The organism is Variovorax sp. GW821-FHT09D07 (genome assembly GCF_059416345.1).
In genome coordinates this window covers 2,501-21,801 of sequence record NZ_JBWKOY010000007.1, presented here as the reverse complement: position 1 = coordinate 21,801, position 19,301 = coordinate 2,501, and the positions used below count along the sequence as shown (strand labels likewise).

Genomic DNA, 19,301 nt, shown 5'->3' with positions numbered 1-19,301 from the left:
CGCCCCAACTTGTATATACAGGATAACCCGAAAGTCCTGTTTTGGTGCATCTCCGAGAGAAATGCCCCAGTTTGCTGTCTAGACAAGAGGGGTGCCGGGACGGGGTTCACCATTGCAAACGCCGTGCCACAGTCATATCGGAGCCGCTGGGGGACAATCGGCGTCCGCCCCGGCTCCGGCCCTTTTCTCCCCCCTCCCGCCCTTCGCACCCCCGCCTGTGTCTTCCCTCGCTCCCCGCCCCTTCGACGCTTCCAGCGACGGCAGCAGCTCCGGCAGCGCGGCCCCCGCCGACATCCTTCATGACGTGTTCGGCTACGCGCGCTTTCGCGGGGCCCAGCAGGACATCGTGGAGCACGTGGTGGGCGGCGGCGACGCGCTGGTGCTGATGCCCACGGGCGGCGGCAAGTCGCTTTGCTATCAGATCCCGGCCATCGCGCGGCAGCGCGCGGGGCGCGGCGTGTCGGTGGTGGTGTCGCCGCTGATCGCGCTGATGCACGACCAGGTCGGCGCGTTGCACGAGGCGGGCGTGAACGCGGCCTTCCTGAACTCGACGCTCGACTGGGAACAGACGCAGGACGTGGAGCGCCGCATGCTGCGCGGCGAGATCACGCTGCTGTACGCGGCGCCCGAGCGGGTGAACACGCCGCGCTTTCTCTCGCAGCTCGATTCGCTGAACGAGCGCGGCAAGCTCTCGCTGTTCGCCATCGACGAGGCGCATTGCGTGAGCCAGTGGGGCCACGACTTCCGCCCCGAGTACCGCGCGCTCACCGTGCTGCACGAGCGCTACCCAGGCGTGCCGCGCATCGCGCTCACGGCCACGGCCGACGACCTCACGCGCGCCGACATCGTCGAACGGCTGCAGCTCGAGGAGGCGCGCCAGTTCGTCTCCAGCTTCGACCGCCCGAACATCCGCTACACCATCGTCGAGAAGAAGGACGCCACCACGCAGCTGCTGCGCTTCATCGAGCGCGAGCACGAGGGCGATGCGGGCGTGGTCTATTGCCAGTCGCGCAAACGCGTGGAAGACCTCGCGACGACGCTGCAGGGCGCCGGCATCAACGCGCTGCCGTACCACGCGGGCCTCGATGCGGCGGTGCGCCAGAAGCACCAGGACCGCTTCCTGCGCGAAGAAGGCATCGTGATGGTCGCGACCATCGCCTTCGGCATGGGCATCGACAAGCCCGACGTGCGCTTCGTCGGCCACGTCGACATGCCCAAGAACATCGAGGGCTACTACCAGGAAACCGGCCGCGCGGGCCGCGACGGCGCCCCCGCCGACGCCTGGATGGCCTACGGCCTGAACGACGTGGTGAACCAGCGCCGCATGATCGACGAGAGCCCGGCCGGCGAAGAGTTCAAGCAGGTGATGCGCGGCAAGCTCGACGCCCTGCTCTCGCTGGCCGAGGCCAGCGACTGCCGCCGCGTGCGCCTGCTGGGCTACTTCGGCGAGAAGAGCACGCCCTGCGGCAACTGCGACAACTGCCTGAACCCGCCGCAGGTGTGGGACGGCACCGATGCCGCGCGCAAGCTGCTGAGCACCATCTACCGCGTGCAGCAGCTCAGCGGCATCAGCTTCGGCGCGGGCCACATCATGGACATCCTGCGCGGCAAGGCGACCGAGAAGGTCAAGCAGTTCGGCCACGAGCGCATCAGCACCTTCGGCATCGGTGCGGAGTTCAGCGAGGTGGCGCTGCGCGGCGTGCTGCGCCAGCTGATCGCCACCGGCGCGCTGGCGGTGGACGCGGAAGCCTTCAACACGCTGAAGCTCACCGAGGGCTCGCGCGCGGTGCTCAAGGGCGAGACCTCGGTGTCGCTGCGCGAGTCGGTGTCGTCACCGGCCGAGCGCAAGCCCCGGCGCGAGAAGGTGGCCAAGGGCGCACCGTCGCCGGCGGCGGCCTCGCTCGACGACACCGGCAAGAAGCGCTTCGAGGCGCTCAAGGCCTGGCGCGCCGAGGTGGCGAAGGAACACAACCTGCCGGCCTACGTGATCTTCCACGACGCCACGCTGGCCGCCATTGCCGAGCGCGCGCCCGCGACGCTGGAAGACCTGCAGGGCATCAGCGGGATCGGCACGAAGAAGCTCGAGGCCTACGGCGCCGAGGTGCTTCGCGTGTGCGAGGCCTTCTGACGCTCTCCACCTAGAGCAGGCGGGCGGCCTTCGAGAAATCGATGGACGCGAGCACCGCGGCGCGCATGGCCGTCAGCAGATGGCGCTCGTCGTTGCTGCGCTTCTGGAAGGTGTAGGTCAGCGCGGGCAGGGCCTGGCGGGTCTTCAGGATGCGAAGGTCGCCGCGGCGCGACAGCAGGCGCGCCCAGCCTTCCGGCAGGAACCCGACACCGATCCCCTCGATCAGCAGGCCGGCAACGGCGCCCCAGCTGTTGCAGCTGAGGCGGTGCGGCGCCTCGAGGTTCTCGGCCATGAGCCATTCGTCGAGCAGGCGGCTGGTGCCCGCGCCGGTGGGCAGCGTCACGATGGGGTGTTGCGCGAGCAGCGGCGCGCCGATCGTCGTGGTCTTGCCCGCCAGCGCGGGCGCGGCCACCCACACGAAATGCGCCTGGCCCACGGTGTGCGACGAGATCAGCCCGTGGTGCGGTGAGCGCCCGGCGATCACCGCGCAGTCGAGTTCGCCGTTGCGAAGGCGCTCGTCCAGCGCCGAGCCGAAGTTGACGTGCGGCTCCAGGCGCAGGTCCGGCAGGTGCCGTCCCACGTGCGCGACGAGCTGGGGCAGCCAGGTCAGCGCGCTCAGTTCGCCGATGCCGAAGGTGCAGCGACCTCCGAGGCTGGCGGGTGCGCCGATCGACCGCTTCGTTTCGTCGGCCGCCAGCAGCAAGGCGGCGGCGCGTGGCAGGAAACGCTCGCCCGCGTCCGTGAGCGTGGCCCGCTGCCCGGCGCGGTCGAACAGCGGCGCGCCGAGCGACACCTCCAGCTCGGCCAGGCGCTTGGACAGCGACGAGGTCGACAGGTGCAGCCGCTGCGCCGCGAGCGCAAAGCTGGCGCAGGTCGCGGCCCAGTAGAAGGCCTCCAGTTGCTTCAGCGTCATGCGCCGTCTCCCTCGGTCATTTCGAAAAAAGCGAAATGGCAAATTACCATAAATTCGCTTTTTCAAAACCTTCTGCCCCCCTACAGTCCGCGCGGACCGAACGACTGACTGGATGGCGGACATGACTGTTTTCTCGCGTGCCTTCGATGCCCCGCGCACCGCGCCGGCGCAAGCCCCTGCTGCCGCCGCGACACCACGGCGTCTGGCCGGCATCCTGTCGCTGCAGGACTTCGAGCACGCGGCCCGGCGCCGGCTGCCGCGCCCGCTGTTCGGCTACATCGCCGGCGCGGCGGAGGACAACCGCTCGCTGGACGCCAACCGCGCCGCGTTCGACGCGCACGACTTCCTGCCCCGGGTGCTGGTCGACGTCTCCCGGCGCTCGCAGGAGGTCACGCTGTTCGGCCAGCGCTACGCGTCGCCCTTCGGGATCGCGCCGGTCGGCATCAGCGCGCTGTCGGCCTACCGCGGCGACCTGGTGCTCGCGCAGGCGGCGCAGGCGGCCGGCATTCCCGCGGTCATGAGCGGCACCTCGCTCATTCCGATGGAAGAAGTGGCCCAGGCCGCGCCCGGCACTTGGTTCCAGGCCTACCTGCCGGGCGATGCGGCGCGCATCGACGGCCTGGTGGCACGCATCGCCGGCGCGGGCTTTCGCCACCTGGTCGTGACGGTCGACATTCCCGTCTGGGCGAACCGCGAAAACAACGTGCGCGCCGGCTTCACGACGCCGCTGCGGCCCAGCCTGCGGCTGGCATGGGACGGCCTCGTGCGGCCCCGCTGGCTGCTCGGCACGCTCGCGCGGACCTTCGTGACGCGCGGCATGCCGCATTTCGAGAACTCGTTCGCCACGCGCGGCGCACCTCTTTTCTCCAGCACCGCGATCCGCGACACGACCGGCCGCGACCACATTCATTGGGACCACATCGCCCGCATCCGGCAGCAATGGCGCGGGCCGCTGATCCTGAAGGGCATTCTTCATCCGGCCGATGCGCGGCGCGCGCGGCAGCTCGGCGCCGATGGGCTCATCGTCTCCAACCACGGCGGCCGGCAGCTCGACGGCGCGGCCCCGGCGCTGCGCGCGCTGCCGCAGGTGCTGGACGCCGCGGGCGAGCTGCCCGTGATGGTCGACGGCGGCGTGCGCCGCGGCAGCGACGTGCTGAAGGCGCTGGCGCTCGGCGCCAAGGCCGTGTTCGCGGGCCGCCCGTTCATGTACGCCGCCGCCGTGGGTGGCCACGCGGGCGTCACGCACGCGATCCGGCTGCTGCGGGACGAGGTCGACCGGAACATGGCCATGCTCGGCGTCAACGACCCGGGCGAGCTCGACGCGAGCTGCCTGATTCCGCGGCGCCCCTGACCTGTTCCCACTCATCCCACCCATTCCATCAATCCAAGAGGAGGAAGACACCTTGCCGAAAAACCCCACCCTGTTCGCCCTCGCCTGCCTGCTGGCGGCGGCCGTGCCCGTCCATGCGCAGGGCTACCCCGACAAGCCCGTCAAGCTGCAGGTGCCGTTCGCGCCGGGCGGCACGACGGACATCATTGCGCGCGTCATTTCCGAGCCCCTGGGCAGGCACCTGGGGCAGAGCGTCATCGTCGAGAACAAGTCGGGCGCGGGCGGCGCGATCGGGGCCGCCGAGACCGCGCGCGCCACGCCCGACGGCTACGCGCTGGGCATCGGCACCGTGTCGACGACGGCGGCGAATCCGGCCATCAACCCCAAGGTGCCGTACAACCCGAAGGCCGACTTCACGCCGATCATCAACCTGGCGGCCACGCCCAATGTCATTGCGGTCCATCCCAGCTTTCCGGCACGGGACTACAAGGGCTTCATCGAGGTGCTGAAGAAGAACCCGGGCAAGTACGCCTACGCCACCGCAGGCACGGGCAGCATCGGGCACCTGCAGATGGAGCTGTACAAGGGCATGGCCGGCGCGTCCGTCACGCACATCCCCTACCGCGGGTCGGGCCCGGCGCTCAACGACACCGTCGCGGGCCAGGTCGCGATGATCTTCGACAACCTGCCGTCAGCGCTGCCCTTCATCAAGGACCGCCGGCTGATCCCGATCGTCGTGGCGGCGTCCGAGCGCCTGAAGGACCTGCCCGATGTGCCGACCTTCAAGGAGGTCGGCCTCGCGCCGGTGAACCGCATGGCGTACTACGGCATCGTGGGCCCCAAGGGCCTGCCCAAGGACGTGGTGGACAAGGTGCACGCGGCGGCGCGCAAGTCGCTCGAAGAGCCCGCCGTGCGCAAGCGCATCCAGGACACCGGCTCCTTCGTCGTCGGCAACACGCCGCAGGAATTCACGCAGCAGATCGCCGCCGAGTTCGACGTGTACAAGAAGGTGGTGGATTCCGCCGGACTCACGCCGGACTGAGCCGGCGAGCGCCTCTTCAGGCCACCGACGCCCAGACCGGCGCCATCGCGCGGTAGAGCGCGCGGAAGGCCTCGAGCCGGGGCTGGTAGGCCGCGTGCAAGGCGGCGTCGGGCGCCAGCACCTGGCGCACGGCCGGCGCGACGACCACACCCGCCGGGTCTTCGCCCGTGACCGCCAGCCGCGCGAGCCGCGCCGCACCGAAGGCCGGGCCGCGGTCGGCGGATTCGTACAGCACCAGCGGCACGTCGAGCACCGACGCGATCAGCTGCGCCAGGAAGGCGGAGCGCGCGCCGCCGCCGATCAGCGCCAGGCGCTCGGGCCGCGCCGTCTGCGCGCTCAGCGCTTCCAGGCCGTCGGCGAGCGAGAAGGCGATGCCTTCGCAGACCGCCTGCATCAGGTCGGCGCGCGTGGTGGCGCCCGACAGGCCGACAATCGCGCCGCGCGCGAACGGGTTGTTGTGCGGCGTGCGTTCACCGAACAGATAAGGCAGCGCGAGCAGGCGCGACGGCCCGGTGTACGCGGCCTCGACCTCGGCCAGCAGCGCACCGACCGATGCACCGCCAGTGCACGACGCCAGCGCCGCGAGCGGGCTCGCGCCGTTGAGCAGCGCCGCCATGCGGTACCAGCGCTGCGGCAGCGCGTGGCAGAAGGCGTGCACCAGCCGCTCGGGGTCGGGGCGGTGCGCGGTGTCGGCCACCAGGATCTGCGCCGAGGTGCCGAGCGACACGAAGCCGTCGCCCGGCCCGACCACGCCGATGCCGACGCCGCCCGCCGCGGCATCGCCCGCGCCGCCGGCGATCGGCACGCCGCGCGGCAGGCCCCAGCGCGCGGCCAGTGCATCGCGCACGGTGGCGCAGGGTTCGCACGACTCGACCACGCGCGGCAGCCAGGCGGGATCGACCCCGCAGGCGGCGAGCGCCTGCGGCGACCAGCGGCGCTGCGCCTGGTCGAACAGCCAGGTGCCGGCGGCGTCGGTGACGTCGGTCACCTTGTCGCCCGACAGCTGCAGGCGCACGTAGTCCTTGGTCAGCAGCAGCGAGCGGGCGCGCGCCACGGCCTCGGGCTCGTGGGTGCGCAGCCAGCGCAGCTTGGGGCCGGTGAAGCCCGCCATCGGCTGCACGCCGACGGCGCGGCGCAGGGCCAGGTCGGTCTGCATCAGTTCGGCGGCCTCGGCGGCGGCGCGGCCGTCGTTCCAGAGGATGGCGGGACGCACGGGGCGGTCGGCCGCGTCGAGCAGCACCAGCGAGTGCATCTGGCCCGACAGGCCGATGCCCTGCACGCCGCCCATGGCTGTCGGGTGCGTCCGCGCCAGCTCGTCGAGGCCGTCCGCCACGGCGGCCCACCACTGGTCGGGGTCGTGCTCGCACCACAGCGGCTGCGGGTACTGCGAGCTGAGCGGTCGATCGACCGTGGCCACGACCTGCAGCTGCATGTCGGTCAGGACGATCTTGACCGCGGAGGTTCCGATATCGATGCCGATCAGCATGCGTGTGTTCCCTGTTCGAGGGCCGGAGTATCGGCGCTCCGGCCACGCGCACAGGCTGACGGCAGGTGGTTTACGAGCCGGTCGCCGGCAGCGTGATCGGTACCGGCCGCGTGAGCAGGTCGATGTAGAGCTCGAAGAAGCGCGCGTTGTCGAACTTCTTCACCACCGTCATCTTCTGCAGCGAAGTGCCCGCAGGCGGCGTGGTGTAGCCGATGGAGCGGCCGTTGTCGGCGGCGCCGGGCTTGGCGACCACGTCGACATAACGCTCGACGGTCTGCGTGGCGTAGCGCGGATCGATGAGGTAGGCCAGCACCAGCGTGTCCCAGATGTTCTGCGTGTAGTTCGGGTTGTTCTCGAAGCCGTTGGTGCCGCTGAAGCCGTAGCCGTTGAGCTTGCGGAACACCTCGGTCACGGCCGTGGGCTTGGCCGGGTGCGCGATGCGGTCGTAGATGGGCTTGGTGAGGAACACGGTGTCGGTTACGTCCAGCGGCACCACCACCTGCGGAATCGGCAGGCGCACCACGAACTGCGCGGCCTCGGGGTCGAACCACCAGTTGAACTCGGCGAAATGGGTGGTGTTGCCGGCCACGTCGACGGCGCCGCCCATGTAGATGATCTTCTTGATCAGCGGCACGATGTCGGGGCTCTTCTTCACGGCCAGCGCGATGTTGGTGAGCGGGCCGATGGCCAGGATGGTGATCTCGTTGGGGTTGGCCTTGACGGTGTCGATGATGAAGTCGACCGCGCTCTTGCGCTGCACCACGGTGCGCGTGGCGAAGCCGTCGGGCGAGGGCTTGAGGTCGGCGTCGGTCTTGGGCTCGGGGCCGCTCCAGGCGCCCAGGTAGCCGTCGCCGCCCGCGCCGGCCTTCATCTCGGCCTCGATGTCCGCGAAGGTGTGGTTCAGCGCGTAGTTCTCGCCCACGTAGACGCCGATGCGCTGGCCCACGCCCAGGCGCTCGACCGACATCAGCGCGTCGGCCACGCCCTGCTTGAGCCACTGGTTGCCCGACACCACGCTGATGCCCATCACCTGCACCTTGCCCTCGGCCTGCAGCTGGGCGGCCATGACGCCGAGCTGGCCGTCGTCGCTCATGGTGTTGTAGTCGCTGTCGATGATGACTTTCTGCGCCACCGGCGTCGCCGCGTACCCGGGCGCCAGGCCGATGCCGCCACCACCATCGCCCCCGCCGCCGCATGCCGTGAGCACGGCCACGGCGACGAGCCAGAAGGCCCTCACTGTCCATTTGCGCATCTGCTTCTCCTAAGTGTTTGGTTTGCAACCCGGTTTCCAGAGGGGCGCCAGGGGGTGGAAACGTTTGCGCAAACCTTTGCGCAAACGTTTGCCAAACTCTAAGTGGCAGGCCACAGGCGTGGCAATGGGGTGCGGCTAGGGGTTTTCCGCGAGGCCGGAGCGTCGGCCTCGCGCGGGGGTCAGGGTGTCATCAACCCGGGTTGGGCACGGGGTCGATCAGCCGGTTTTCGCGCAGCGGCGAGCGGGGACGCAGGAAGGGTTCTTCTTCTGCCGGCGTGGCGGCCTTCTCCAGGCCCGGGACATCCGCGGCCTTGGCGGACGCAGTCGGTGCGGTGCACGACCCGGTGTCACGCAGCCGCAGCGCCGCGGCCAGCCGGCCTTCGGCGGCGTCGCCCAGGAGGTGGTCGAAGTCGTCGGCCACGGCGCAGCTGGCATTGGGCGCGAAGCCATCGCCGTAGTCGCCGAAACCGGCCTGGTTGACGCCCTTGAAGTTGACCGCGAAGTAGGTGGTGCCGCAGTTGTCCTGCGGAACGAACCCGTAGGGCTTGCCGCAGGTGGTGGCGCCCACGAGGTTGACCGTGACGCCCACGCCGCGCAGGCTGTTGATGACCGACTCGCTGGCCGAGCAGGTGCTGCGGCCCGTCAGCAGCGTGACGCGCGACAGGCCCAGCGTGGGCAGGGGCTGGTTGGCGCGGGTGGTCGTGAAGAAGGGCGTGAGGTTGTCCGCGAGCGTGGTGCGGTACGGGTTCTTGTCGTTGAAGGTCAGCAACTCGAAGGTCTTGCCGTTCGTCGGGCCCGGCCCGGCCACCATGTAGGCCAGCTGGCTTGCGATGCGCAGCTGGCCGCCGCCGTTGTAGCGCATGTCGATCACGAGGTCCTGGATGCCGCCGTCCTGCTTGAGCGTGTTCATGGCCGTGACGAGCTGCGCCTCGGCGGTCGAGATGTGGTCGTTGAACAGCAGGTAGCCCACGCGGTTGCCGGCCGGCCCGATGGTGCGGGTGTACAGCACCGGGCTGCTCGTGATGCGCTGGGCCGTGAGCTCGATCGGACTGCCGCGCGTGCCGCTCACCTCGAAGGTGAAGGTGTGCTTCTCGCCGAGGGCCTGCGGCGAGATCGCGCGGTTGATGATGTCGACGTTGGCCTGCCCGGTGCTGGCCACCACGTCGACACCGTCGACGACGACCAGCTTGGCCCCGCGCGCCAGACCGGCCGACGCCGCCGGCGAACCCGGCTCGACGAAGGCGAGGCGGATGTTGCGCGGCGGCGAACTGCGCACGGCCGCCGTCTCCATGCCGTAGCCGACCGACACGCCGCCCTCCGACTCCAGGCGGTACGCCTCGGTGTCGAGGTAGAAGTGGAAGCGGTCCTTGAGCTGGCCCGAGGGGGTGGTGGCGGGCGTCTTGAGCACGTTGAACCAGGTCAACGGCGTGGCGTAGTCGGACGCCTTGAGGGTCGTGGGCACCTCGTTGTACCAAAGGTAGGTTTCGTCGATCCAGCCGCGCACCCAGCTCTTTTCGTTGTCGACGGTGCCGGCGACGTCGGGATAGGCAACGCGGGTCACGGGGTTGATGCCCCGGCGCGGCGCGGCGCACTGGCCGGCGACGGTCGAGGACGCGACGATGCCGCCGCTTTCACCGCCGCCGCCGGGGGTGGGCGTCGGCACCACGCCGATCGGGAACCCGCCGCCGCCACCTCCGCCCCCGCCTCCTCCGCCGCACCCCGCCAGCAGGCCAGCCAGCGCAAGCGCCATGGCCCCTGCGGTGGCCGCCACGGCCCGCGAGCGCCGCGACGCATCTGCTTTGCGAAAAGCCATCGGTTCCTCCTGGCGTCCGCGATGGCGGACAGTGTCTGCTTGTTGTGTTGGGGGGCTGCGGCGGGACGCGCGCCCGCTACTGGATGAAGCCCATGCCGCGCGATTCGCGCACCTCGGGCTTGATCCGGTGCTCGGCTTCGAGCTGTTCGAGAAACTCCGCCGCCGAGAACTCGGCCGCGAGGATGTCGGTCTGCCGCTTCACGGCCGCGAAGTCGCCCGGGCACAGCTGCGCCAGCAGCGCCAGGCGCGCGCGCACCTCGCCCGTGAGCAGGGCCGCGTCGCCCGCGAGCGCCTCGGTGACGAACATGCGTTCGCGCTGCGCCGCGGTGAGCGGCATGAACTTGATCTTGAAGGTGAAACGCCGCAGCGCCGCCTGGTCGAGCCGGTCGAGCAGATTGGTGGTGCAGATGAACACGCCGCGAAAGCGCTCCATGCCCTGCAGCATCTCGTTGACCTCGGTGACCTCGTAGGTGCGCTGCGCGCCGCGCCGGTCCTGCAGGAACGAGTCGGCCTCGTCGAGCAGCAGCACGGCCTTCTCGGACTCGGCCTCCTTGAACATGGCGGCCATGTTCTGCTCGGTCTCACCGACGTACTTGCTCATGAGGTCGCTGGCCTGCTTGACGATGAGCGGGCGGCCCACGGCCTTGGCGATGTGCTCGGCCAGCGCGGTCTTGCCGGTGCCGGGCGCGCCGTAGAAGCACAGCGTGCCGTGGCCGCGCGCCTTCAGCGCCTCGACGATGCGCGGGATTTCGAAGCGGGTTTCGACATGGAGCATGTCCAGGTCGTAGGTAGTGACGCTGCGGCGCTCGGCAGGGCTCTTGTCGAGCGTGCCCAGCGCGAGGTCGGCATTGCGCAGCTGGCGCTCGATGAGGGCCTCGACCGAAGCCTCGTCGGTCTTGGCCAGGCCGGCAAAGCGCACGGCGGTGCGGATCTGCGCGGGCGTGAGGCCCTTGCGCTCGGCCAGCTTGGCGGTGAAGGCCTCGGACACGACCACGCCTTCGAGCGTCTTCTTGACGAGCTGCTCGCGCGCGCCGGGCGGCGGCGACTTGAGTTCGAGGTGGTAGGCGAAGCGGCGGCGGAAGGCCGGGTCGATCTGCTCGATGCGGTTGGTGACCCACAGCGTGGGCACGGGGTTGGCCTCGAGGATCTGGTTGACCCAGGCCTTGCCGCTCACGCTGCCGCTGGCGGGCGCGGGGATCTGCTCGGCGCGCGCCATGAACTGCGCGGCCTCGGTGCTGATGGGCGGGAACACGTCCTCGACCTCGTCGAACAGCAGTGCGGCCTGCGCGCTGCCCTTGAGGAACACCTGCGCGATCTGCAGCGAGCGGTAGCGGTCGCGGCCGCTGAGCGAGTTGCCGTCGCGGTCGGCGTACTCGACCTCGAAGAGTTCGAGGCCCGCCGCCTGCGCGACCACCTTGGCCAGCTCCGTCTTGCCGGTGCCGGGCGGGCCGTAGAGCAGCACGTTGACGCCGGGCTCTTTGCGCGCAACCGCAGCGCGCAGCAGCGTGACGAGCATCTGCGCGTCTTCCTGAACGAAGGAGAAGTCGTGCGGCGTGAGCGCACTCTTGGCTGAGGGCCGCGTGAACACGGCCATCAGCTCGTTGTGGTCGCGGTACTCGCGCATGAGCACGGGCGGCAGCTTCTCGCTGACCTTCATGAGGTCGGCGAGGTCGGTGATGTTGTGCTCGGAGATGAGGTTCTCGACGAGGCCGATGCGCTCCAGCCGCGAGCCCGCGCGCAGCGCCTCGCCCACCTCGCTCGCGTTGACGCCCGCGATGTCGGCGATGGCGGCATAGGCCTCGGGCGCGTTGTTGACCTTGAACTCGACCAGCAGCGAACGCAGGTCGCGCTGGTAGCGCGCGAGCGTGCCGTACAGGAGCAGCGCGCGCTCGGCCTTGTTGAGCTGCAAGAGGCCGGCGAGCGCGTCGATGTTCTTCTCGACCAGCGTCGACTGCTTGCGCAGCGCGTGCGTGAGCCAGTCGCGCGTGACGGCCAGCACCGAGAGCAGGTCTTTGGGCTGGTCCTTCGCGTACTCGTCGAGGTAGAAGAACAGCGTGCCTTCTTCATACGGGCCGCGCCACACGCCGTGGCGTTCGAGCAGCGTGCGGCCGTCGAAGTCTTCGACGCCTTTCCACGCTTCGTTGCCCGCACAGCGGCGGCCCAGGAACTCGCGCAATCGCTGCAGCACCGCGGCGGGCCACACGAGGTGGCGCCCGGTGAGCGAGAGCAATCCGTTGATATCGCGCCGCACATTGAAGCGCGGCCCCTGCTTGGCGGCGAGCGTGAGCACGAAGTGCGAGCACATGAGCTCGAGCACCGGTGCTTCCTTGAGGCCGGGCGAAGGCAAGGCCTGCCCGCGCACCGCAGCAGCCACCACATCGACACCCGCACGCTTGACCATCAGGCAACCTCCTGCGAGGAAATACTTGGAGCGACCATAACGCAGACTTTTGGCTTCGGGAAGACGCCGAAAGAGTAAAAACCCTGATCCGCTGGATTCCAGCCACAATGCGCGCCATGGTCGGAATCGAAGCTATCCGTCGCGCCGCGGCGCGCCTGCAGGGCCAGGTGCTCAACACGCCCTGCGTGGAGTCGCGCACGCTCTCTGAAATCGTGGGCGCGCAGGTGTTCCTGAAGTTCGAAAACCTGCAGTTCACCTCCTCGTTCAAGGAGCGTGGGGCGTGCAACAAGCTGGTCGATCTGTCCGAAGGCGGCACGCGCGGCGTGATCGCCATGTCGGCCGGCAACCATGCGCAGGGTGTGGCTTATCACGCGCAGCGGCTGGGCCTGCGCGCACTCATCGTGATGCCGCGCTTCACGCCCGGCGTGAAGATCGAGCGCACGCGCGGCTTCGGCGCAGAGGTCGTGCTGCACGGCGACACGCTGGACGCGGCGCGCGCCCATGCGCTGGCACTGGCCGAGCGCGAAGGACTGACCTTCGTGCACCCTTACGACGACGAAGCCATCATTGCCGGCCAGGGCACGATCGCGCTCGAGATGCTCGACGCGGTGCCCGATCTCGACACGCTGGTGGTAGCGGTCGGCGGCGGCGGGCTCATCGCCGGCATGGCCGTCGCGGCGCGCGAGATCAAGCCCGGCATCGAGATCGTCGGCGTGCAGACGCAGCGCTTTCCGGCAATGGTGAATGCCGTCAAGGGCACGCACCACGCGCAGGGTACGAGCACGATCGCCGAAGGCATTGCGGTCGGCACGCCCGGCGTGCTGACGCGGGAGATCATCGCCGCCAAGGTCGACGACCTGCTGCTGGTGGACGAAGGCGACATCGAGCAGGGCGTGCTGATGCTGCTCGAGATCGAAAAGACCCTGGTCGAGGGCGCGGGCGCGGCCGGCCTGGCGGCGCTGATCCGGCATCCGGAACGCTTTCGCGGCAAGCGCGTGGGCCTGGTGCTGTCGGGCGGCAACATCGATCCGCTGCTGCTCGCGGCCATCATCGAACGCGGCATGGTGCGCGCCGGTCGGCTGGCCCGGGTGCGCGTCAGCGCGCGCGACGTGCCGGGTTCATTGGCCCAAATCACGGCCACTGTGGCCGAAGCGGGCGCTAACGTCGACGAAGTGCATCACCAGCGCGCCTTCACCATGCTGGCGGCGCAGAATGTCGACGTCGAGCTGGTGCTGCAGACGCGCGGCCGGGCCCACCTGGCGAGCGTGTTAAGTGCCCTGAAAGACGCCGGTTTCGAAGCGGTGGAGCAGCACTGAGGGCTCCTCGCAACCCCCTAGACCCGCCGACGGCGCCTCGCCGGTAAAATGGCGGGAGTTTTGTCATTTGCGGTTGACTGCATTTGATGCGTTGTCATTTGCGTATTCGAGGTATTTCCCGATGTCCCATCCCACCCCCGCCGAGCACGGCCACGCTGCCGCCGCCGAACATGACGCCGTCGAATCGGTCGTTCACCTGATGCCGCTCGTGCTCCCGCTGGCTGGCGGCGTGCTGATGCTGCTGCTGGCGTCGATCGCCGTTTTTCTCGCCTGAACTGACAGGCTTTCGCGCTTTTGTCCGCGGGCTGTGCGGCCCGCGTTGACGCAATCTCCCGAAGCGAAACGTTTTCTCAAACGGACCTCCGTGCCTGGTCAGGCGCGGCGCCCCGTTCGGAAAGACGATTTTTCAACTTAGGAGATTTCCGATGAACGCACCCACGATGAAGGGCCTTCCCATTCAGGCGCCCTCATACGTCAAGAACGCCAAGCTGATCGCCTGGGTGGCCGAGATGGCCGCACTGTGCAAACCCGACGCCATCCACTGGTGCGACGGCAGCAAGGAAGAATACGACCGCCTCTGCCAGCAACTGGTCGACGCCGGCACCTTCAAGAAACTGAACCCCGTCAAGCGCCCGGGCTCGTTCCTCGCGATGTCCGATCCGAGCGACGTGGCACGCGTCGAAGACCGCACCTTCATCTGCTCCGCGCAGAAGGAAAACGCTGGCCCCACCAACAACTGGATGGCCCCGACCGAGATGCGCGCGACGCTGCAGCCCCTGTTCGACGGCTGCATGAAGGGCCGCACCATGTACGTGGTGCCGTTCAGCATGGGCCCGCTGGGCTCGCCCATTGCGCACATCGGCATCGAGCTGTCCGACAGCCCCTACGTGGCCGTCAACATGCGCATCATGACGCGCATGGGCAAGGCCGTGTACGAGGTGCTGGGCACCGACGGCGAGTTCGTGCCCTGCGTCCACACCGTGGGCGCACCGCTCGAGGCCGGCCAGAAGGACGTGACCTGGCCCTGCAACAAGACCAAGTACATCGTTCACTACCCCGAGACGCGCGAGATCTGGAGCTACGGCTCGGGCTATGGCGGCAACGCACTGCTGGGCAAGAAGTGCTTCGCGCTGCGCATCGCCTCGAACATGGGCCGCGACGAAGGCTGGCTGGCCGAGCACATGCTGATCCTCGGCGTGACCAGCCCCGAAGGCAAGAAGCACCACGTGGCCGCCGCCTTCCCGAGCGCCTGCGGCAAGACCAACTTCGCCATGCTGATCCCGCCGGCGGGCTTCGACGGCTGGAAGGTCACGACCATCGGCGACGACATCGCCTGGATCAAACCCCAGGCCGACGGCACGCTGCGCGCCATCAACCCAGAAGCCGGCTACTTCGGCGTGGCCCCGGGCACCAACGACCTGACCAACCCGAACTGCATGGCCAGCCTGCACCGTGACGTGATCTTCACGAACGTGGCGCTGACCGACGACGGCGACGTCTGGTGGGAAGGCATGGGCGACGCACCCGCGCATTGCATCGACTGGCAAGGCAAAGAGTGGACGCCGCAGATCGCCAAGGAAACCGGCGCCAAGGCCGCCCACCCGAACGCGCGCTTCACCGTCGCCGCTACCAACAACCCCGCGCTCGACGAAGCCTGGGACGACCCGAAGGGCGTGAAGATCGACGCCTTCATCTTCGGCGGCCGCCGTTCGACGACCGTGCCGCTGGTCACCGAAGCCCGCAACTGGGTCGAAGGCGTCTACATGGCCGCCACGATGGGCTCGGAAACGACCGCTGCAGCCGCCGGCCAGCAAGGCGTGGTGCGCCGCGATCCGTTCGCCATGCTGCCGTTCATGGGCTACAACATGAGCGACTACTTCCAGCACTGGCTCGACTTGGGCAAGAAGCTGCAAGCCTCGGGCGCCCAGCTGCCGAAGATCTACACGACCAACTGGTTCCGCAAGGGCGCGGACGGCAAGTTCGTCTGGCCAGGCTACGGCGAGAACATGCGCGTACTGAAGTGGATGATCGACCGCGTGGAAGGCAAGGCGACGGAAGGTGTCGAGCACATCACCGGCGTGAGCCCGCGCTACGAAGACCTGAACTGGACTGGGCTGGATTTCAGCGCCGAGCAGTTCGCGACGGTCACGAGCATCGACAAGGCGGCTTGGCAGGCTGAGCTGAAGCTGCACACGGAGCTGTTCCAGCAGTTGGCGCACCATCTGCCGAAGGAACTGCCGGAGACGAAGGCTGCGATTGAGCAGCGGCTGGCGGCCTGAGCCATTTCTTCTCGCAGGCTCTCGCAGCCTGCGAAGTGCGGGCCTTGAAAGCCCAATAGAAAGCCCGATGAGTTCATCTCATCGGGCTTTCTTGTTTTAGGCGCTACTCAATTAGCGCCTCGTCAGGTGATTCCTGGTCATGGAGGCGTCTTCACCGATGTCGAGCGTGCGTTGCTGACGGCGCGCAAGCGACTGTCTGACTTGCAGCGAGACCCAGTGAAGCACGCGCGTCACGCCATGAAGGTGCTGATGAAGTTCAAGCTTCTGGAGCTGCACGCGGCGTCGCACGCTGAATGGGATAGATGGCTTGCTGGGACGCCCTATTTCGAGCTGATCCGAGCTCGATTTTTTGCCGATGAGACGCTGGAAGCTCTGACGTCGGAGCTGCTTGCAGAGCTGATTGCAGTTGGCGCAGCGCAATCCGATGAATCGGGAGTTCACAACGCCTGATTGACGGTTGTTTACTGCAATAAAAAAGCGCCCGCTCTTTCGAGTTGGCGCTTTTTATGCGTTTGGCGTTTGCTTTGCGCAAAGCAAAAAACCCCAGTCATTGCTGACTGGGGTTTTCTGGGCTGTAAGAGCCTGACGATGACCTACTTTCACACGGGAACCCGCACTATCATCGGCGCTGAGTCGTTTCACTGTCCTGTTCGGGATGGGAAGGAGTGGTACCAACTCGCTATGGTCATCAGGCATAAAGGGTTGTCTGACTGATCACACGATCAATCAAACGAATTCATAGAGTTTGGAATCAGCTTTTGGCGAATTATTTTGAATGCGTCAACTTGGCATAACACCTTGATCAGATTGATCAAAGTTATAGGGTCAAGCCGCACGAGCAATTAGTATCAGTTAGCTTAACGCATTACTGCGCTTCCACACCTGACCTATCAACGTCCTGGTCTTGAACGACTCTTTAGGGGGCTCAAGGCCCCGGCAGATCTCATCTTGAAACGAGTTTCCCGCTTAGATGCTTTCAGCGGTTATCTCTTCCACACTTAGCTACTCGGCAATGCCACTGGCGTGACAACCGATACACCAGAGGTGTGTCCACTCCGGTCCTCTCGTACTAGGAGCAGGCTTCCTCAAATCTGCAGCGCCCACGGAAGATAGGGACCAAACTGTCTCACGACGTTTTAAACCCAGCTCACGTACCTCTTTAAATGGCGAACAGCCATACCCTTGGGACCGGCTACAGCCCCAGGATGAGATGAGCCGACATCGAGGTGCCAAACACCGCCGTCGATATGAACTCTTGGGCGGTATCAGCCTGTTATCCCCAGAGTACCTTTTATCCGTTGAGCGATGGCCCTTCCATACAGAACCACCGGATCACTATGTCCTGCTTTCGCATCTGCTCGACTTGTCAGTCTCGCAGTTAAGCACGCTTATGCCATTGCACTATCGTCACGATGTCCGACCGTAACTAGCGTACCTTCGAACTCCTCCGTTACGCTTTGGGAGGAGACCGCCCCAGTCAAACTGCCTACCATGCACTGTCCCCGATCCAGATAATGGACCTAGGTTAGAACCTCAAACACACCAGGGTGGTATTTCAACGTTGGCTCCACAAGATCTAGCGACCCTGCTTCAAAGCCTCCCACCTATCCTACACAGATCTGTTCAAAGTCCAATACAAAGCTACAGTAAAGGTTCATGGGGTCTTTCCGTCTTTCCGCGGGGAGATTGCATCATCACAAACATTTCAACTTCGCTGAGTCTCAGGAGGAGACAGTGTGGCCATCGTTACGCCATTCGTGCAGGTCGGAACTTACCCGACAAGGAATTTCGCTACCTTAGGACCGTTATAGTTACGGCCGCCGTTTACTGGGACTTCAATCAAGAGCTTGCACCCCATCATTTAATCTTCCAGCACCGGGCAGGCGTCACACCCTATACGTCCACTTTCGTGTTTGCAGAGTGCTGTGTTTTTAATAAACAGTCGCAGCCACCGATTTTTTGCAACCCATTCATGCTTCGTTGTTCACTACACACTAATAGGGCACACCTTCTTCCGAAGTTACGGTGTCAATTTGCCGAGTTCCTTCTCCTGAGTTCTCTCAAGCGCCTTAGAATACTCATCTCGCGCACCAGTGTCGGTTTGCGGTACGGTCGTTGTTAGCTGAAGCTTAGTGGCTTTTCCTGGAACCTCGTTCAGTCACTTCACGGACAAGTCCGCTCGATCGTTGGCCTCGGTATATGTGCACCGGATTTGCCTAATGCACGCCTACATCCAACTAAACCAGAATAATCCAATAACTGGATGACCTATTAAGATCCGTCCCCACATCGCACTAACAATCGGTACAGGAATATTGACCTGTTTCCCATCAGCTACGCATCTCTGCCTCGCCTTAGGGGCCGACTCACTCTACGCCGATGAACGTTGCGTAGAAAACCTTGCGCTTACGGCGAGGGGGCTTTTCACCCCCTTTAACGCTACTCATGTCAGCATTCGCACTTCTGATACCTCCAGCACGCTTTACAACGCACCTTCACAGGCTTACAGAACGCTCTCCTACCACTTGCAATAAATTGCAAATCCGCAGCTTCGGTAACTGGCTTAGCCCCGTTACATCTTCCGCGCAGGACGACTCGATCAGTGAGCTATTACGCTTTCTTTAAATGATGGCTGCTTCTAAGCCAACATCCTGACTGTTTTAGCCTTCCCACTTCGTTTCCCACTTAGCCAATTTTAGGGACCTTAGCTGGCGGTCTGGGTTGTTTCCCTCTTGAGTCCGGACGTTAGCACCCGGTGCTCTGTCTCCCAAGCTGTACTCATCGGTATTCGGAGTTTGCCTTGGTTTGGTAAGTCGCCATGACCCCCTAGCCAAAACAGTGCTCTACCCCCGATGGTAATACTTGAGGCACTACCTAAATAGTTTTCGGAGAGAACCAGCTATTTCCAAGTTTGTTTAGCCTTTCACCCCTATCCACAGCTCATCCGCTAGTTTTGCAACACTAGTCGGTTCGGACCTCCAGTACCTGTTACGGCACCTTCATCCTGGCCATGGATAGATCACTTGGTTTCGGGTCTACACCCAGCGACTGATCGCCCTATTCGGACTCGATTTCTCTACGGCTTCCCTATTCGGTTAACCTTGCCACTGAATGTAAGTCGCTGACCCATTATACAAAAGGTACGCAGTCACCCTTGCGGGCTCCTACTTTTTGTAAGCACGCGGTTTCAGGATCTATTTCACTCCCCTCCCGGGGTTCTTTTCGCCTTTCCCTCACGGTACTAGTTCACTATCGGTCAATGATGAGTATTTAGCCTTGGAGGATGGTCCCCCCATATTCAGACAGGATTTCTCGTGTCCCGCCCTACTTGTCGTTAGCTC

12 protein-coding genes and 2 rRNA genes (1 of these 14 cut by a window edge) are annotated in these 19,301 nt (G+C 65.9%); 7 read left to right on the top strand and 7 right to left on the bottom strand.

The genetic code is table 11. The annotated features are described in order from the left end of the window. Positions 1 to 217: 217 nt before the first annotated feature. Positions 218 to 2,128 (top strand): DNA helicase RecQ, encoded by a 1,911-nt coding sequence (gene recQ / locus AC07OX_RS22935; RefSeq protein ID WP_495262011.1) that lies wholly within the window; start codon positions 218 to 220, stop codon positions 2,126 to 2,128. A 10-nt stretch (positions 2,129 to 2,138) separates the two neighbouring features. Here the strand turns inward: recQ and AC07OX_RS22930 are convergent, their stop codons facing one another. Further along, positions 2,139 to 3,041, bottom strand: coding sequence for a LysR family transcriptional regulator (locus AC07OX_RS22930; RefSeq protein ID WP_495262010.1), 903 nt, complete (start codon positions 3,039 to 3,041; stop codon positions 2,139 to 2,141). Positions 3,042 to 3,162: 121 nt separating this feature from the next. Here AC07OX_RS22930 and AC07OX_RS22925 point away from each other — a divergent pair, with 121 nt between their 5' ends. Together AC07OX_RS22925 and AC07OX_RS22920 are read left to right on the top strand one after the other, a co-directional pair. Then, on the top strand, positions 3,163 to 4,392 hold the full coding sequence (locus tag AC07OX_RS22925; RefSeq protein WP_495262009.1) for an alpha-hydroxy acid oxidase: 1,230 nt from the start codon (positions 3,163 to 3,165) through the stop codon (positions 4,390 to 4,392). A gap of 52 nt (positions 4,393 to 4,444) precedes the next feature. Beyond that, the gene (locus tag AC07OX_RS22920) at positions 4,445 to 5,413 is read left to right on the top strand and encodes a tripartite tricarboxylate transporter substrate binding protein BugE (protein ID WP_495262008.1); all 969 of its coding nucleotides are present in this window, start codon (positions 4,445 to 4,447) and stop codon (positions 5,411 to 5,413) included. 16 nt (positions 5,414 to 5,429) lie between these two features. Here the strand turns inward: AC07OX_RS22920 and xylB are convergent, their stop codons facing one another. The 4 genes from xylB to AC07OX_RS22900 all read right to left on the bottom strand — a co-directional run bounded on the left by xylB (position 5,430) and on the right by AC07OX_RS22900 (position 12,365). Then, the gene (gene xylB, locus AC07OX_RS22915; RefSeq protein WP_495262007.1) at positions 5,430 to 6,899 is read right to left on the bottom strand and encodes a xylulokinase; all 1,470 of its coding nucleotides are present in this window, start codon (positions 6,897 to 6,899) and stop codon (positions 5,430 to 5,432) included. A gap of 70 nt (positions 6,900 to 6,969) precedes the next feature. Next, on the bottom strand, positions 6,970 to 8,151 hold the full coding sequence (locus AC07OX_RS22910; RefSeq protein ID WP_495262006.1) for a nucleoside hydrolase: 1,182 nt from the start codon (positions 8,149 to 8,151) through the stop codon (positions 6,970 to 6,972). Positions 8,152 to 8,341: 190 nt separating this feature from the next. Beyond that, the gene (locus AC07OX_RS22905) at positions 8,342 to 9,964 is read right to left on the bottom strand and encodes a S41 family peptidase (RefSeq protein ID WP_495262005.1); all 1,623 of its coding nucleotides are present in this window, start codon (positions 9,962 to 9,964) and stop codon (positions 8,342 to 8,344) included. Between the two features lie 76 nt (positions 9,965 to 10,040). Then, a complete protein-coding gene (locus AC07OX_RS22900) occupies positions 10,041 to 12,365 on the bottom strand; it encodes an ATP-binding protein (protein ID WP_495262004.1) in 2,325 nt (774 codons plus the stop codon). Between the two features lie 116 nt (positions 12,366 to 12,481). On the opposite strand from AC07OX_RS22900, the gene AC07OX_RS22895 reads away from it, so the two are divergent. The 4 genes from AC07OX_RS22895 to AC07OX_RS22880 all read left to right on the top strand — a co-directional run bounded on the left by AC07OX_RS22895 (position 12,482) and on the right by AC07OX_RS22880 (position 16,410). Further along, entirely contained in the window at positions 12,482 to 13,681 is a 1,200-nt protein-coding gene (locus AC07OX_RS22895; RefSeq protein ID WP_169805105.1) for a threonine ammonia-lyase, read from the top strand. A 121-nt stretch (positions 13,682 to 13,802) separates the two neighbouring features. Continuing rightward, complete coding sequence (locus AC07OX_RS22890) at positions 13,803 to 13,955, top strand: hypothetical protein (protein ID WP_169805104.1); 153 nt, start codon at positions 13,803 to 13,805, stop codon at positions 13,953 to 13,955. 151 nt (positions 13,956 to 14,106) lie between these two features. Next, entirely contained in the window at positions 14,107 to 15,960 is a 1,854-nt protein-coding gene (locus AC07OX_RS22885) for a phosphoenolpyruvate carboxykinase (GTP) (protein WP_495262003.1), read from the top strand. A 237-nt stretch (positions 15,961 to 16,197) separates the two neighbouring features. Then, the gene (locus AC07OX_RS22880; protein WP_495331160.1) at positions 16,198 to 16,410 is read left to right on the top strand and encodes a hypothetical protein; all 213 of its coding nucleotides are present in this window, start codon (positions 16,198 to 16,200) and stop codon (positions 16,408 to 16,410) included. Positions 16,411 to 16,540: 130 nt separating this feature from the next. On the opposite strand, the gene rrf is transcribed toward AC07OX_RS22880, so the two are convergent. After that, positions 16,541 to 16,653: ribosomal RNA gene (rrf, locus tag AC07OX_RS22875) — 5S ribosomal RNA — on the bottom strand. A 128-nt stretch (positions 16,654 to 16,781) separates the two neighbouring features. After that, positions 16,782 to 19,301: ribosomal RNA gene (locus AC07OX_RS22870) — 23S ribosomal RNA — on the bottom strand; it runs 354 nt beyond the window's last position.